This is a genomic window from Bartonella sp. SL317 (assembly GCF_059687655.1).
This window is the reverse complement of the sequence record NZ_CM185144.1, coordinates 651174-666394: the sequence shown is the minus strand read 5'-3', so window position 1 is coordinate 666394 and position 15221 is coordinate 651174. Positions and strand designations below refer to the sequence as shown.

General features: G+C 38.2%; 14 protein-coding genes and 1 pseudogene. 12 read left to right on the top strand and 3 right to left on the bottom strand.

Going from position 1 to position 15221, the window contains the following annotated elements; genetic code table 11:
* Window positions 1-9 precede the first annotated feature (9 nt).
* The 4 genes from atpD to AC6ER9_RS03255 all read left to right on the top strand — a co-directional run bounded on the left by atpD (window position 10) and on the right by AC6ER9_RS03255 (window position 4864).
* The gene (atpD, locus tag AC6ER9_RS03270; protein WP_497074972.1) at window positions 10-1632 is read left to right on the top strand and encodes a F0F1 ATP synthase subunit beta; all 1623 of its coding nucleotides are present in this window, start codon (window positions 10-12) and stop codon (window positions 1630-1632) included.
* A gap of 123 nt (window positions 1633-1755) precedes the next feature.
* A complete protein-coding gene (locus tag AC6ER9_RS03265) occupies window positions 1756-2172 on the top strand; it encodes a F0F1 ATP synthase subunit delta/epsilon (protein ID WP_497074971.1) in 417 nt (138 codons plus the stop codon).
* Between the two features lie 25 nt (window positions 2173-2197).
* On the top strand, window positions 2198-3832 hold the full coding sequence (locus tag AC6ER9_RS03260) for an MFS transporter (protein ID WP_497074970.1): 1635 nt from the start codon (window positions 2198-2200) through the stop codon (window positions 3830-3832).
* A 24-nt stretch (window positions 3833-3856) separates the two neighbouring features.
* Window positions 3857-4864: an HlyD family secretion protein gene (locus AC6ER9_RS03255; RefSeq protein WP_497074969.1), complete on the top strand. Its 1008-nt coding sequence runs from the start codon at window positions 3857-3859 to the stop codon at window positions 4862-4864.
* A 485-nt stretch (window positions 4865-5349) separates the two neighbouring features.
* On the opposite strand, the gene AC6ER9_RS03250 is transcribed toward AC6ER9_RS03255, so the two are convergent.
* The gene (locus tag AC6ER9_RS03250) at window positions 5350-5637 is read right to left on the bottom strand and encodes a hypothetical protein (RefSeq protein ID WP_497074968.1); all 288 of its coding nucleotides are present in this window, start codon (window positions 5635-5637) and stop codon (window positions 5350-5352) included.
* Window positions 5638-6558: 921 nt separating this feature from the next.
* On the opposite strand from AC6ER9_RS03250, the gene ispG reads away from it, so the two are divergent.
* The 6 genes and pseudogenes from ispG to AC6ER9_RS03220 all read left to right on the top strand — a co-directional run bounded on the left by ispG (window position 6559) and on the right by AC6ER9_RS03220 (window position 11562).
* Window positions 6559-7800 carry a flavodoxin-dependent (E)-4-hydroxy-3-methylbut-2-enyl-diphosphate synthase gene (gene ispG, locus AC6ER9_RS03245; protein WP_497074967.1) on the top strand — a complete coding sequence of 414 codons (1242 nt, stop codon included), beginning with the start codon at window positions 6559-6561 and terminating at the stop codon, window positions 7798-7800.
* 705 nt (window positions 7801-8505) lie between these two features.
* A complete protein-coding gene (locus AC6ER9_RS03240; protein ID WP_497074966.1) occupies window positions 8506-8721 on the top strand; it encodes a hypothetical protein in 216 nt (71 codons plus the stop codon).
* Between the two features lie 216 nt (window positions 8722-8937).
* Window positions 8938-9252, top strand: a complete 315-nt coding sequence (locus AC6ER9_RS03235; RefSeq protein ID WP_497074965.1) for a hypothetical protein — start codon at window positions 8938-8940, stop codon at window positions 9250-9252.
* The gene (locus AC6ER9_RS03230) at window positions 9236-9523 is read left to right on the top strand and encodes a hypothetical protein (RefSeq protein ID WP_497075370.1); all 288 of its coding nucleotides are present in this window, start codon (window positions 9236-9238) and stop codon (window positions 9521-9523) included. Before AC6ER9_RS03235 ends, AC6ER9_RS03230 begins: the two co-directional genes overlap by 17 nt.
* A 64-nt stretch (window positions 9524-9587) precedes the next feature.
* Window positions 9588-10336, top strand: a pseudogene (locus AC6ER9_RS03225) (HesA/MoeB/ThiF family protein).
* Between the two features lie 59 nt (window positions 10337-10395).
* A complete protein-coding gene (locus AC6ER9_RS03220; protein WP_497074964.1) occupies window positions 10396-11562 on the top strand; it encodes an MFS transporter in 1167 nt (388 codons plus the stop codon).
* A 250-nt stretch (window positions 11563-11812) separates the two neighbouring features.
* Here the strand turns inward: AC6ER9_RS03220 and AC6ER9_RS03215 are convergent, their stop codons facing one another.
* A complete protein-coding gene (locus AC6ER9_RS03215) occupies window positions 11813-12715 on the bottom strand; it encodes a polyprenyl synthetase family protein (protein ID WP_497074963.1) in 903 nt (300 codons plus the stop codon).
* Window positions 12716-13143: 428 nt separating this feature from the next.
* Between AC6ER9_RS03215 and rpmF the strand changes: the two genes are divergently transcribed.
* Window positions 13144-13323: a 50S ribosomal protein L32 gene (gene rpmF, locus AC6ER9_RS03210; RefSeq protein ID WP_005774555.1), complete on the top strand. Its 180-nt coding sequence runs from the start codon at window positions 13144-13146 to the stop codon at window positions 13321-13323.
* A 506-nt stretch (window positions 13324-13829) separates the two neighbouring features.
* Window positions 13830-14162 carry a DUF3987 domain-containing protein gene (locus tag AC6ER9_RS03205; protein ID WP_497075261.1) on the top strand — a complete coding sequence of 111 codons (333 nt, stop codon included), beginning with the start codon at window positions 13830-13832 and terminating at the stop codon, window positions 14160-14162.
* A 303-nt stretch (window positions 14163-14465) separates the two neighbouring features.
* On the opposite strand, the gene AC6ER9_RS03200 is transcribed toward AC6ER9_RS03205, so the two are convergent.
* Entirely contained in the window at window positions 14466-15050 is a 585-nt protein-coding gene (locus AC6ER9_RS03200; protein WP_497074962.1) for a CarD family transcriptional regulator, read from the bottom strand.
* Window positions 15051-15221 lie beyond the last annotated feature (171 nt).

Here is a 15221-nt window from a genome sequence, read left to right as displayed (position 1 = left end):
TAAGGATTGATGGCAAAAGCAGTAACCTCAAGCAAAGGAGCAGAAAAAGGTGAAAAAAAGAAACCAGCTGCTCGTTCCGGTGTGAAAAAAAGCACTTCGAAATCTCAAGTGGATGTGAAGGATTCACCTACCTCTGCGCATCGTGCCGCTAAAGAGACGCTAGTGAAAAAAGAACCGGTAAAAAAAGAAGAACGTGTAAAAGGTGCTGTTGGTGAAATCAAGCAGGTTATTGGTGCTGTCGTTGATGTGCAATTTGAAGGGGCATTACCAAATATTCTCAATGCGTTGGAAACAGAAAATTTAGGCCATCGCTTGGTGTTAGAAGTTGCGCAGCATTTGGGTGAAAATACCGTGCGTACAATTGCGATGGATACGACTGATGGTCTGATGCGGGGTCAAAAGGTCGTGGATACAGGAGCGCAAATTCGTGTTCCTGTAGGAGAAGCAACTTTGGGACGTATTATGAATGTGATTGGAGAGCCGGTGGATAATGTGGGACCAATCCCTGCGACCAAAACACGTTCTATTCACCAAGAGGCACCTGAATATGTTGAACAATCGACCGTTTCAGAAATTCTTGTTACGGGTATTAAGGTTGTGGATTTGTTAGCCCCTTATTCTAAAGGGGGTAAAATTGGCTTGTTTGGTGGTGCTGGTGTTGGAAAAACCGTTCTTATTATGGAGCTTATAAACAATATTGCAAAGGCACATGGTGGCTATTCCGTATTTGCTGGTGTGGGTGAACGGACACGTGAGGGAAATGATCTTTATTACGAAATGATCGAAAGCCGCGTGAATGTGAATCCAAAAGACAATAATGGTTCAGCAGAAGGATCAAAATGTGCACTTGTTTACGGGCAAATGAATGAACCACCAGGAGCGCGTGCACGTGTTGCTCTTTCAGGCTTGACTATTGCAGAAAGTTTCCGTGATGAAGGACAAGATGTTCTCTTCTTTGTGGATAATATTTTCCGTTTTACACAAGCAGGGGCTGAGGTGTCTGCTCTTTTAGGACGTATTCCCTCTGCTGTGGGCTATCAACCTACTTTGGCAACGGATATGGGGGCTTTGCAAGAGCGTATTACCAGTACAAAAACAGGCTCTATTACTTCCGTTCAGGCGATTTATGTTCCTGCCGATGACTTGACAGATCCGGCACCGGCAACATCTTTTGCCCATTTAGATGCAACAACCGTTCTTTCGCGCTCTATTGCGGAAAAAGGAATCTATCCGGCTGTTGATCCGCTTGATTCTTTCTCGCGTATGTTGGATCCATTGATTGTGGGGGAAGAGCATTATACGGTTGCTTGTCAAGTGCAAACCATTTTACAACGTTATAGAGCGCTTCAGGATATTATTGCTATTCTTGGAATGGATGAACTTTCTGAAGATGACAAATTATTGGTGGGACGGGCGCGTAAAATTGAACGTTTCCTTTCGCAACCTTTCCATGTGGCGGAAGCCTTTACAGGTTCGCCGGGGAAACTTGTTCCTTTGGAAGATACAATCAAAGGCTTTAAAGGTCTTTGTGCGGGTGATTATGATGATTTGCCAGAAGCGGCTTTTTATATGGTTGGTTCAATTGATGAAGCTCTTGAAAAAGGAAAACGTCTCATGGCAGAGGTTTCTTAAATTAGAAGCTTCTTAATTAAGGCAAAATTTTTTGTTAAATAAGGGCAAATTGTTGAAAAGATAAGGTGTTAAAGAAGTTAAAAAGGGCGGAGAGTCCTTCTATCGCGTATTGTGGAGACTTTTGTGGAAAACAATAGAGAAGAGCATTTTTTATTTGAGCTTGTATCGCCGGAAAAGATTGTGTTTTCAGAGCAGGTTGTGTCTGTTGTTCTTCCTTCGGCTTCAGGCTCTTTGACCGTTATGGCACATCATGCACCATTGGTAGCAAGCATTGTGTTGGGGAGTGTTCGTGTTCACACTTCTGCGGGAGAAAAGCTCTTTGCTGTTTGCGGAGGTGTTGCCAATGTTACCTTATCAGGTTGTTCTTTATTGGTAGAGCGCGTTGTGGCTGTTGAGCATCTTTCTTTTGATGTATTAGAACAGCAGATTTTGCAGGTTCGAGCTTCGTTAGAGGGGGGGATGGGTGATGTGGATAATCCTAAAATAGAAGCTTTTTTCCAGCAATTGTCATCTGATGGTTCTGTGTTAATAGAAGCGTAGCTAAGGTGTATTAGGAAAAGATGACATGAGCGGAAAAAAGAGTACGGTTGTGTCTGCTAAGAGAAGCGGAAAGCCTTTTCCGCATCCTGGTCGTGTTTTTGCGGGGCCTTTGCCAAAATGTTTTGTGTATATTGGTGCTTCTCTTATTTTGCAATGGGCTTATGGCTTAGGGGCTAATATTGTTCAGTCTAATATTGTTCATCTGACCGGTGATTTTCACGCAACTTTGGCCGAGACAACATGGTTAGTTGCAGCTTATATGGCGCCAAATGTCAGTGTGGCGATTATGTTGATCAAAATCCGCTATCAATTTGGTTTGCGTGCTTTTGCTGAACTCTCAATTCTTGGCTTTGTTTTGGTGTGCGTGTTACAGCTCTTTGTGACCGATTTACGTTCTGCGCTCATTATTCGCTTTTTTGCTGGGATTGCTGCTGCACCTTTGGCTTCGCTTGCGTTGCTTTATATGATGGAGGCTTTTGCGCCAGCAAAAAAATTTACTGTTGGTCTTAGTTTGAATTATATGAATGCAGCTTTAGCGGCTCCTTTATCACGCTTGATTTCGCCCGGTTTATTGGAAAGTGGTGGTTTTTCCAGTCTTTCTGCTTTGGAAATGGGGTTGGTTCTCATCAGTTTGGTCTGTATCTATACTTTGCCCCTTACGCCCGTTGTCCGCAGCAAGGTTATTCAAAAGTTAGATTGGATAAGCTACGGTTTGATTGCTCTTGGTCTTGGTCTTAATGCCGTGATTATGTCTGTTGGCATATTGTATTGGTGGTATGAAGCACCATGGATTGGTTGGGGGTTCGCACTTGCTATTTTCTCGTTGGCTATTGCTATTATGATTGAGCTTAATAGAGAAAAGCCATTGATTGATCTGCGTTGGATCTTTAGTAAAGAAATGATTCAAGCTGTTTTTATTTTATTGATTTTTCATGTTTTTTTATTGGAGAGATCCAATTTGCCCGTCGGTTTTTTTAGTCTTTTCGGTTTGCTCAATCGTGAGATGGCTCCTATGTATCTTGCGGTGACATTGGGGACTTTGTTAGGAGGGGCTGTTTGTGTGTTTTTTTTACGCGTAGGGCGTGAAGATTATTTTTATTTGTTATCTTTGGGGTGTTTGGCACTGGGGGCTTATTTAGATAGTCGTGTAAATCATTTAACACGTCCACAAGACATGATGCTCAGTCAAGGGTTGGTGAGTTTTAGTTATGCACTTTTTTTGCCTCCTGCTCTTTGCAAGGGATTTGTGATAGCTGGAGAAAAAGGGCCGCGTTACGTTTTGAGTTTTATTGCTGTTTTTTTGCTAACGCAAGTGACAGGAGGGCTGATGGGGTCGGCTTTTTTTGGCAGCCTGCAGGTTTATTTTGCTCACAAGAACTTTGAGTCTTTAACACAAAATATTGTTGTGACTGATCCGCTTATTTCTGGTGAGATGAATACTTTATTTTCACCTTCTTATGGTACTTCTGTCGTTCATGGCTTGAGAAGTGAGCAGGGAACTTCTCTGCTGATAGAGAAATTTAAGTTAACAGCAAATATTTTTGCTTATGATGACGTTTTTCGGCTTTATTTTTACATTTCAATGGTTGTATTCGTTATTTTTCTTGTCACAATGGTTGTTAAGTCATGTTCTTTACGGGCATTAAATAAAGTAGAGTGATGTCATGGAAGAGGGGTGCAAAAAATGATAAAAGCATTACGGTCAAAAGCTACAATTGTTGCATTTCTATCAGGCATTATAGGTGTTTTGTTGATTTTGTGGGCTTGGAGACTTCCTCCTTTTGTGAGTAACATTCAAATAACAGATAATGCTTCCATTAAGGGCAATGTGACTTTAGTTAGTTCACAGATCTCTGGGGTGATCGCACGGATTTATGTGCAAGATTATCAACGCGTTGAAAAGGGAATGCTGCTCTTTGAGCTTGATGATTCTCTTTTTCGTCAACAGTTTGCACGAGCACAGGCTATTCTTGATTCAAAAAATGCAAAACTGGCCAGTATTGAATTGCAAGCACAGCTTTTGCAGGGTGAAATTAATACAGCAGAAGTCGAATTGGCGCGTTCTCGAGCGTTTTCCAATGTTGTTCCTGACAGTAAAAAGTTAGGTTTTGATGAGGCGACAAATTCTGTTTCTCGTCCTGTTTCACAACTCTTGGCGGCGCTAGAAACAAAAAGACAATTGCAAAAACAATTAAATCTTGAACGGCAAAGTTTACAGTCAGAAGTTTCGGGAGCAAAGGTGGGGGTTGAGTTGGCAAAACTTAATCTCGATCATACGAAGATTTTATCGCCTCGAACAGGCTATATTGGATTGGTTGGTGCTAGGGTAGGGCAATATGTTATGCCGGGTACGCAATTGCTTTCTGTTATTTCTGATGATATTTGGATTATTGCTAATTATAAAGAAACGCAGCTTTCTCAGATGCGTGTGGGACAACCGGTTGTTTTTTCTGTTGATGCATTGAACAACAAAAAGTTAACAGGGCGTGTGGTGCGTTTTGCTCCAGCGACAGGTTCAGAGTTTTCATTGTTAAAAACAGATACGACAATTGGTAATTTTATCAAAATTGCGCAACGTATTTCAGTACGGATTGCTTTAGACCCTGGTCAGGAAGGGGTTGAAAAGCTTATTCCTGGAATGTCTGTAGTGACATATGTGGATACTTCGCAGCGTGCCGATTCTGGAGGGTAAAATTTTGTTTTTTTTCAGTTTAATTTTTATGCCATTTTCTTATAGTAAGTGGGTATTTACTTTAGAAGATTTTTTTTGGATTGTTATGATTGAGCTCTTAAGGTTCTTAAAAGTCTTTAAGTTCTTAAAACCCTTATTTGTTAGGAGGTACGATAATGTTCTTGAGAATTTTGAGAATATTGAAGTGCATAGCTTTTTAATCTCCTCCATTTTTTGAAATAACTCAGTAAAAAAGGGGGGGAAGGGATACTGAAAGCTTGCCTATCATCTTTCACAACGCTGCTCTTGGAGGTATGGTGCTGTAAAGCGCAAATGTGTGATAGAGGGCGCATTGATAAAAAGTTGTATGATAGATTGATGGGGTGGAAATTTTTATCCTTTTGGGCGCGTAAAGTGAGGGAAAGGTGTCAAGTATTGTACTTTATCAATGATAAAAAAATGCCCGTTTTGGGACAGGCATTATAAAGGGGAGGTTATTGGTTGTGTTAGTAATTTTTGCGTATGAGTAAGACGCTTGCTAAAACTAATCCTGCAGTGAGTGCGAGGGTTTTTTTAGGATTTTCTTTCGCTTTTTTCTTTAATTTTGTCGCATGTTCGTTAAGGTGATAAAGCGCATGGCACCCCTTTAATTTCCATGTGTTAAACAGTTCAGAAATGTTTTCAAAGCCATCATTTTGAGAACCCCAATGATTAACGGGGACCAGCTCTTTTTTTAATTGTGCGATACGTTTTTTTATTCTAGCATTTTTGGTGTTGGTTGAAAATAGATACATCTGTTAACTCCTTCATGTGTTAAATTGTTGCATGATCATTGGGATTTGTATTTAGGGTTTTGCTATAACGGCCTAAAAATTGAAAGGTTGCATAGATCATCTGATTGGGTCGATTGTGCTGCTTGGGGAGGGGGGATGAAAATTAAGCATTTGGATTTAATGAGGCATTTCTTAATGGGCTTGTATTCATTTCATGATGGTGGTTTTTGAAGGGTGTAAGATAAAATCTTCTGTAAAGAATAATTCTTCGTGAAAGGTATAAAGCTCGTTTTGCATTCTCTTTTTGATTTCATAAAAGATATCAAGCTTTTGCCTTCGTTTTGTTGTTTTTTTTATTGTGATAGATTTTAGAGATGGCTTATCAAGTATTTTTACCTTTTTATTTTGTTAGTTTTTCTACATGGTTTCTTTTGGGTGTGTAAGGGTCATGGCTTTGAGTGATGATGAGCAGGTTTGAAATGAGAGACGCTTACGGTGTTTAGGTTTCTTATTCAAATTTGTAAAATAAATTATTATAAATCAATACGTTGACTTAATTTTGTGATATCTTTGATATACTTTTTAAAATTGTGTTGTGATAAGCGTTATCTATTATGTTGTAAAATAGTATTCTGCGATGATGTTGATGTAAGGTATCGGTGGTGCAACTTCAAAATGCCCTCTTGTCTTTGTTTGATTTCAGTTTCTTTTTTAAGCAACCAAGTATAAAAGTATAAACTTGGACGGGAGTGGTAAAACTGATCTGGTGGGTTTATGAAATAAATCTCACTTATGAGTGGGATTGCATTCGTGGTAAGCTGGTAGGAAAGTAGCGCAATCTGTTAAGATTGCGGAGGCGGTATTATTTTTGTCCTTTGAGGCGTGGAGGAAGTCGATATCAATGATGATTAAAAGCACAGATTTTAAAAATTTGAGGACTTGATGAGCACGACCTATTCTTTATCGAACCTCCTTGAGCGTCGTCGCTCTGTTGCTGTGGCTGTTGGTGATGTGATGGTTGGGGGGCAAAACCCGATTGTTGTACAGTCAATGACCAATACTGATACCGCTGATGTTGATGCAACCGTTGCGCAAGTGGCTGCTTTGTGGCAGGCGGGTTCACAGTTGGTGCGGATTACGGTTGATCGCGATGAAGCGGCGGCAGCTGTCCCGAAAATACGGGAGAGGTTGGAGCGGTTGGGGTTTTTTGTCCCATTGGTTGGAGATTTTCATTATATTGGTCATAAGCTTTTGTCAGAGCATCCAGCATGTGCTGAGGCACTTGCAAAATATCGAATAAATCCAGGAAATGTTGGGTTTGGTGCAAAAAAAGATCGTCAATTTGCAGAAATTATTGAGATTGCTTGTCGGTATCATAAATCTATTCGCATTGGCGTGAATTGGGGCTCTCTTGATAATGCGTTATTAACAAAGCTTATGGATGAAAATGCCAAACAAGAAAATCCTTTATCGGTTGCTGAAGTTATGCGGGAAACGATTGTTCAGTCGGCATTGCTTTCGGCATCTTTTGCGGAAGAGCTTGGGTTGGGGCGCGATAAAATTATTCTTTCTGCTAAAGTGAGTGATGTTCAAGATCTTATTGCTGTTTATACCTCTTTGGCAGAGCGTTGTGATTATGCTCTTCATTTGGGATTAACGGAAGCAGGGATGGGAACAAAGGGGATTGTTGCTTCTTCGGTGGCTTTGGGCATTTTATTACAGCAAGGAATTGGCGATACGATACGAATTTCCTTAACGCCTGAACTGGGGGGGGATCGAACACGAGAAGTAAAAGTGGGGCAAGAACTTTTACAAGTGATGGGGTTTCAGCAGTTTTTGCCTGTTGTTGCAGCTTGTCCTGGATGTGGTCGCACAACTTCGACAGTGTTTCAGCAATTGGCACAAAAAATTGAAGCGGATTTACACAAAAATATGCCCATTTGGCGTGAAAAATACCCTGGAGTTGAAAGTTTGAAGGTTGCTGTGATGGGCTGTATCGTCAATGGACCGGGAGAATCAAAACATGCGGATATTGGAATTTCATTGCCTGGAGTAGGAGAAAGTCCAGCGGCGCCCGTTTTTATTGAAGGACAAAAGGTCAAAACTTTGCGGGGCGATCACATTGCTGAAGAATTTGAGGCGCTTTTGAGTGATTATATTCATACACGCTTTGGACAAGGTTAAAAAAACTCTTAGAGTTTACTGTTTCAAAGTATTTCTGCTTAATAATACTGTACCCAAATAGCTTCATTTAAAAACTAAATGTAACATTATTTCCAGTACTTTTACAGATTTTATTGTAGCTTGATAATGCCATTAGAATTTTTCTAATGAGTGGGGAAAGTTTTGTTGTTAAAAAAACTTATTGTTTAATTTTTGTGATCAAATTTTTATAGTTTTTGGATTATGGAGCTCTATAGTTGTTTTCTCAAATGCTCCTCTCTCAAAAAAACTTATATCGCTATAACAGTTGCTTATGCAAATCCATAAGTATAAAGAATCCTGAAATCATAAACTGCGCAGATTGCTTAATACTTATCTTTGAAAAATAAAAACCCGCTTCAAAAAAATATTACAGATTTGAGATGCTATAAAAAATATAGCTTGAGCAATTTTGCAATTAAATAAACCCCCAAAGTTATTAATTGACATAATTTAATATAAATTCTAGCCCAAAATTGGGAGAGATTATTCTTCCAAATATTATTTTAAATGAGGAGGTTAAAATGAAAGTAGAATCAAATAGTAAAGTGGTATTAGGAACGAAGATCAAGTCTTATTCTTCTACATCTGCTAAAGTAAAATCTTTGATTTGCGATTCTACATTGTCATAATTAAAAAATATTGGAAGGGGTTGTATGACCCCTTCTATTTACAGTTGGGGGCAATATGTATTTACAAAATGAAGAGGCGCTCTTATTGGCTCGCGATATGAGAGAGCATAGAGTTAGTTTGAATATCCTTGGTTTAGGAAAGAGATCTCCCTATATTGGTCGCGAAGAAATGATAAGAACAGCGATGGTTTCTTTGTTTTGCGCGTATAAAAAAGTATTTTTATTTCTGGTTCTGCTGGATGTGGAAAGACTTCTTTTGTGCGTGAGTTAGCTTTTAGACTTAATCAGCTTACGCTTATGTTGAATGGATATGTTATACTAGAGGTTAACTTAGGTAGCGTGATATCTGATACGGGATTACGGGGGGGAGTTTGAACGAAAAATCGGAACTTTAATAGAAGCTATATCTCCATATGAGAATGTCGCTCTGTTTATTGATGAAGGGCATTCAATCGCTTATACAAAAAGTGATGGAGGTATCGGTGCAATGGATTTATTCAAACCTTTTATGCTGGAACAGAATTTAAAGCTCATTATAGCGACTACTCCTGCAGAATTAGCACATATTCAAAGGGATGCAGCGTTTTTTCGTAGATTTCATCATATAAGCTTGGGGGAGCTCTCAATAGATGAAAAAATGAATGCTATAAGGCTCCATATAAAATATCTTGAAGAGTATCATGGGCGTAAATTTTGTTTCGATAATTTTAATTTTGATAATACAAGAGATTTGCACGATTTGTTGAGTCATGTAAATCTTCAGCTTGCTAGAGGGAGATTTGAAAATGAATTTGCTATATAAAAACAAGTATATTTACTCATATACTATATCAGCGAGGCAAGAAGGTGATGAGGTTTTGATAGGGGCGGATCTACAAAATGTTATAGCCCTTGATATGAGTAGTACGTCACCGAATGTTATAAAGGCTTTGGCGTGTTTTGACGCAGAGAGTACCATAGGTGATATAATATTAAAATGTAACCTAGATACTGCAGAAAGCGAAGATTTTTTGTATTTAGCAAAATATATGCTTGATAATAGACCCCCCTTTTTCGAAGGAGGATTCTATTAGAAAAGTTGGGCTTAGTGAGAGCGAGTATAATAGATTTGATAGGCAAATTAACTTATTCAAGCATGTGTCAGGTAATTTTGACAATGCCCTTTTAGCTAACTCCAAATTGAAAGATGCTAAGGTAACTATAGTTGGTTTGGGTGGGTGCGGAAGCTATGTTTTTTATACATTATCTGCAATGGGTGTAGGACATCTTAAAAGCTATGATTTTGATATTGTCGAAGAATCAAATTTATCTAAGAAGATACTCTATAATTATAGTGATTTAGGTAAAAAAAGGTTGAAGTTGCTAGAGATAAAGCCCCATATATTAGTCCTTCGACTCAATACGAGTTCTATGATAAAAAAATAGATAATATAGAAAAGGCATGCCGTTTATTCGAAAGAGCTGATCTTGTCATATGCACCGCAGATAATCCAAGGCCAGATTTTTTTCATTTAATGAACGAAGCTGCTTTTAACATGAGCGGTGCGCTGTTATATGCTGCTTCGGCTACGGTGAATGCTATTGTTGGGCCACTTATTATTCCAGGTAAAACAAGATGTTATGCATGCGTGAATCAGAATCATATGAAGGATGTTAATGAATTTGAGTTTGTTAAAACTATTAAGCAAAACTATATGAATACTTTGATAGATCTGTATAATGCGGTTGCTGGTTCTTTGGCTGCTCTTGAATCCGTGAAATATTTAACGGATTTTGACAAATGTCAAATTATAGAAAAAACATTATTTATTAATTTTTCCAAATATAAAGTCGATAGGACTGAAGATCCTTATGCTGGTTATTGTCCTATTTGTAATAAAATGTGATTTTATATTGATATAAAATGATGTATACGGTGCTCTTTTTGGGCGTTAGTGGGGGATGAATGGCGAGTATATTAGCCTTTGGATTTTTATTTAACGGTATCAGAATTTTAACAGGCGCCTTTATTGTCTTTTATATGCTTGAAAAAGGTTTAACGCTTATTGATATCGGGGTCATTAAGTCATTCCAAGCTTTTATTATGATGGTGACAGATATCCCTCTGGGATATTTTGCTGATCGAAAAAGTTATAAAATGTCGATCGTTTTGGCAGCGGCTTTTGCGGCCATATGGCTTTTTCTTATGGGAGTTTCCACGGGCTTTTATGGTTTTCTTGTGGCAGAATCTTTTAATGCAGTGTCGCTGACATTGATTGCGGGGGCTTATAATGCTTTGCTTGTTCAATATGCAAAAGCCAAAGTGACATCGACTAAAAAAGTACTTGGATCCAGCGCGCAATATAATTACATCGGCATGTTTGTCTTTAGTTTGATCGGTGCTTATTTTGCTGATTATTCGAGCCAATATATATGGTATATCGCGGCGTTTTTAATGTTGATGACAACAGGATTTGGTTTGTTTTTTCTTGATGATCTCAAAGGAGAGAAAAAACCGCATCATGTCCATTCTCTTCAGGCGAATTCTTTCATTGGTGAAGCTAAAGAGATGATCTCTATTTTTGTTAAAGTGCCTTATATCTCTTTATGCTTTTATTTTTCATTGATTTTTTTCAATATATTTTCGCAATATTGGCAGTGGATATTTAAAGATTATGATATTCATATCACTTATTTTGAGCTTGGTATAACGTTTTCTCTGATATTGCTCTCTCAGCTCTTGGCGAGTTTTCTCTTTACAAAACTCAATGAGAAGATAAATTTCGTTTTATTGTTGTTTCTTTCGGTTTCAATGATTTTTACAGGGGTTTTCTTTGAACCAAGAAAAGAAATTGCTATTCTTTTAGTTTGTATGATTTTTTATCTCATTAAGTATACTTATCTTCGTGTGGAAGTTTTCCTCCATGATAGCATTAGCGATCATTTCAGGGCGACATACGAGTCCTTTTTGTCCACTGTGGGAAGATTTAGCCTGTTGGTATTGTTTTACATGAGTGCATCTATGGTCAATATGTTTGGTTTTTTCTCCCTCGTTTATATTTTTGCTCTTTATTTATTGATTTACTTGTTGGCAGTGTTTTTTTTAGAAGGAACTCTCAAAAAAGCTCTGTGAGAAGAGTACCTTACCATTATTCATCTTAAATAAGAGCTCCGGCTTATTAAATTTGTGTATATTGCATCAATCAAAATTATATTCTTGCTCGTCAGAAGGGGGGATGGCGTATAAATAAAACCATTAAAAAAGGGATCAATGTCTTTCATGAATGTTCTGGGTTGTTGCAACATTGAGAGGTATAAATAGTGCTTGCCTTGTATTTTTTATTCAGCAAAGATGATGGTGTAAAATGAAGCAAGACTTGAGATTAATTTTTGCGTGTTGCATTAAAGCGGGCGGCTTGTTGGAGGGGGAGTGCTTTGACACCAAAGGGGTGTAAGAGGGCTTCAGCTTTTGTGATGAGCGCATCTCGCTTTTTTTGGGTTTCTTCAATGCCATAAAGACGAACAAAAGTTGCCTTTTGTGCCGCTTCATCTTTCCCAGCGGTTTTGCCTAGGATCTGCGTGTTAGCAGTAACATCAAGAAGATCATCGGTTAATTGAAAGGCTAAACCAAGATAGGTTCCAAAAGCTGTTAAATTTGTCGTTAATTCTTTTGATGCATTGCCAATGATGGCGCCTGCTTGGCAAGCAAAGCTTATCAAAGCTGCTGTTTTCATGCGTTGTAGTGTGATGATGTCGGTACTCTCTTGTGGTTTTTTTTCAGCTTCAAGATCCAGCATTTGTCCCCCTAGCATACCGCCAAGCCCAGCTGATTGTGCAAGAGCTGTGATCAGTTTTATTCTGATATCTGTAGACAGTGTATTGGCTTTATGGGCAATAATTTCAAAGGCAAATGTCAAGAGAGCATTGCCTGCGAGGATTGCTGTTGCTTCATCAAATTCTATGTGAACGGTGGGTTTTCCACGTCGGAGGGTATCGTTATCCATGGCTGGAAGATCATCATGAATAAGCGAATAACAGTGAACACATTCTAAGGCACAGGCAACATCAAGTGAATGCTCTACAGGGACATCAAAAAGTGCAGCACTTTGAATCACAAGAAAAGGTCGCAGGCGTTTTCCACCGTTCAGCACACCATAGCGCATGGCTTTGATTAAGTTTTCAGGACGTGAAATTTCACCATTTTGGATGTGATCACTTAACAGTGTGCTTAGTCGCCTTTCAACGGTGTGGCCATGTTTTGCAAGAAGGGTGGTAAATTCGTGCATTCTTGCTTCCTTTGTTTTTACAAAAATGAAATTATGAAGTTTTAAGAGAAAGGCTGTTGCTTTTTCTTGTTTTCATCAATTGGTATCACTTTTTATTAAAAATAAACGTCCCTTTATTATGCGTATCTCTACTGTATGCGCAAATCCCTTTTAAAAACAAATAAAAAATGAAATGTTTGTCTTATAAAAATGCTTTTATTGCTGTATAAAATTTCCGAATTTTTCAGTGTTTTTGATATTTACTGAACTATTGTGACATCATTTTTGATAAAAAGAAGATTATTTTTGGTACGAGGGTGATCATTTTGACATTGCCTCTTCTTTTTTATCAGTGTATAGTGCTCTCAAAATTTTATGGTGTTTTTAAATGAAGCATTGTCAACTTTGAGATTGCTTTTTCTGTTTTAATGGATTTGGAGTGTCTTTTTATGGCTGTACCTAAACGAAAAACCTCTCCAGCGAAGAGGGGCATGCGCCGTTCCGCTGATGCTCTGAAGGCGCCGACTTATATCGAAGATAAAAATTCAGGTGAATTGCGTCGCCCTCATCATATTGATTTGAAGACGGGAATGTATCGTGGACGTTCCGTTTTAGTGGTTAAGGACTGATGCACGTTCTCAAGCCGTGCATTTTCTGCTTTTCCTTGAGTAAATGGTAAGGTTTTTCCGTAGAAAAGTGATTCTACTGTGGGGGGTGGTTTTTTTGTTTTCTTGAGAGAAGATAAAAGGTTGCTTATGTGCAGTATCTTTTATGATAACTTCGTTAAGAGCTTGGGTATTGATATAAGTTAGCTCACGCATGGAATCATTTTTCTTAAAAATATTTTTACAGAGCTGTTTTCTAGGGACGGTAAAAGGCAAACATAAAAATAATTAATGCTGTCATAATGTGTAAAACTGTATATTCTATCTGTATCGCACTTCATTTTATAGTTTAGGGGGGACTTTCTTTCTTGCTCAATCTCTTAAACAACAAAGAAAATGATGATGATGCACGCTTAATAAACGACGTCTTATCATCAATGATGTCACGGTTGAAAAGTTTGGGGAATTGTTAAAAGAAAATCTCTGTGGTCTCTTATTAATTCGTAATAAATTATCTTGTTTTTTAGCCAATTTGGAACGGAAGGAGTATTTATCAGACCCATTCTTTCTGTTTAACAGCTTTTAATGGCAATAAGTCATACATCTATGACCGTATCGGGCGTGGAACCACTTTTATTCCCAACGCAAATTTTTCAATTATAAGGGGCATTCAACCTTCACGGATTATTCTACTTATTCAAGCAATGCACTGTGGAATAAATGATGACGGCTTATTGCAACGATTTCAAATGTTGGTTTTTCTCGATGAACAAAAAGAGCGGAGATGGAGTGATAGAGCTCCCAATCAAGCGGCATGGGAAAACTATCAAGGGATCTTCGTTCCCTTTATGATAAGCCTTTAGGATCACCAAAACACTCTATTACCATATGCTTTTCTGTTGAAACCCAAGAGATGTTTCGTGAATGGTGAAAAAAGTTAAAAAAAAACAATTAAAGGGGAAAATTTCTCTACAAGTTTACAATCATATCTTTTGAAAATGGATAATAAGACGCACGCGGTGGCGGCGGGTAGAACTTGTCAAAATGTTAGATTATTTAGTGGTATTCCAAGAAGCTTTATCTTTAAAAATACAGAGGATGATAAAAAAATAAAACCAGCAAAAAACTGGTTTTATCAAAATATTTTGCCGTTATGAAAGAATCTACTACGCAGCGCAGACAGCTTTGCTGTTTTCAGCTGTCTCTTCTCTCTCAGTTTTAAATTCACGTTTCGGCTTGTTGGAAAGATGCATCTCGATAAGATTAATCGCTTCTGTTTCAGAAAGAGTATTAATAACCGCAATTTCACGGGCCATTCTTTCAAGAGCAGCGGTATAAAGTTGACGCTCAGAGTAGGATTGTTCGGGCTGTAGGTTAGAGCGAAAAAGATCACGAACCACTTCGGCTATACAAATAAGATCTCCAGAGTTTATTTTAGCATCATATTCTTGAGCACGGCGAGACCACATGGTTCGTTTAACGCGCGCTTTTCCGCGTAAAATTTCTAAGGCGCGTTCAACGGAATCACTAGCAGATAACTTACGCATTCCAACGGAAAGGGCTTTTGCAATGGGAACCTTGACATCCATTTTATCTTTTGCAAAATGAATGACAAAGAGTTTTAATTTGTGTCCTGCAACTTCTTGATCTTCAATTGCTATAATTTGTCCCACCCCGTGTGTAGGGTAGACAATATATTCAGAGGTTGCAAATTCTTTAATCTTGGAAGATGTTCCATGTTGGGATGCCATAATTTTATTTTACTCCCTTATGATCAATAAATGTATCGGAAAACAGGCTATAAACCTGAGGGTTGAGTTTTCTTTAACCAAGTATATTGTACCAATTAAGTGAGTATAAAAGTTGAGTACTTTTAAATCCAAAAAAAATACATTGCTTTATTACGAAAAGCAAAGAAAAAT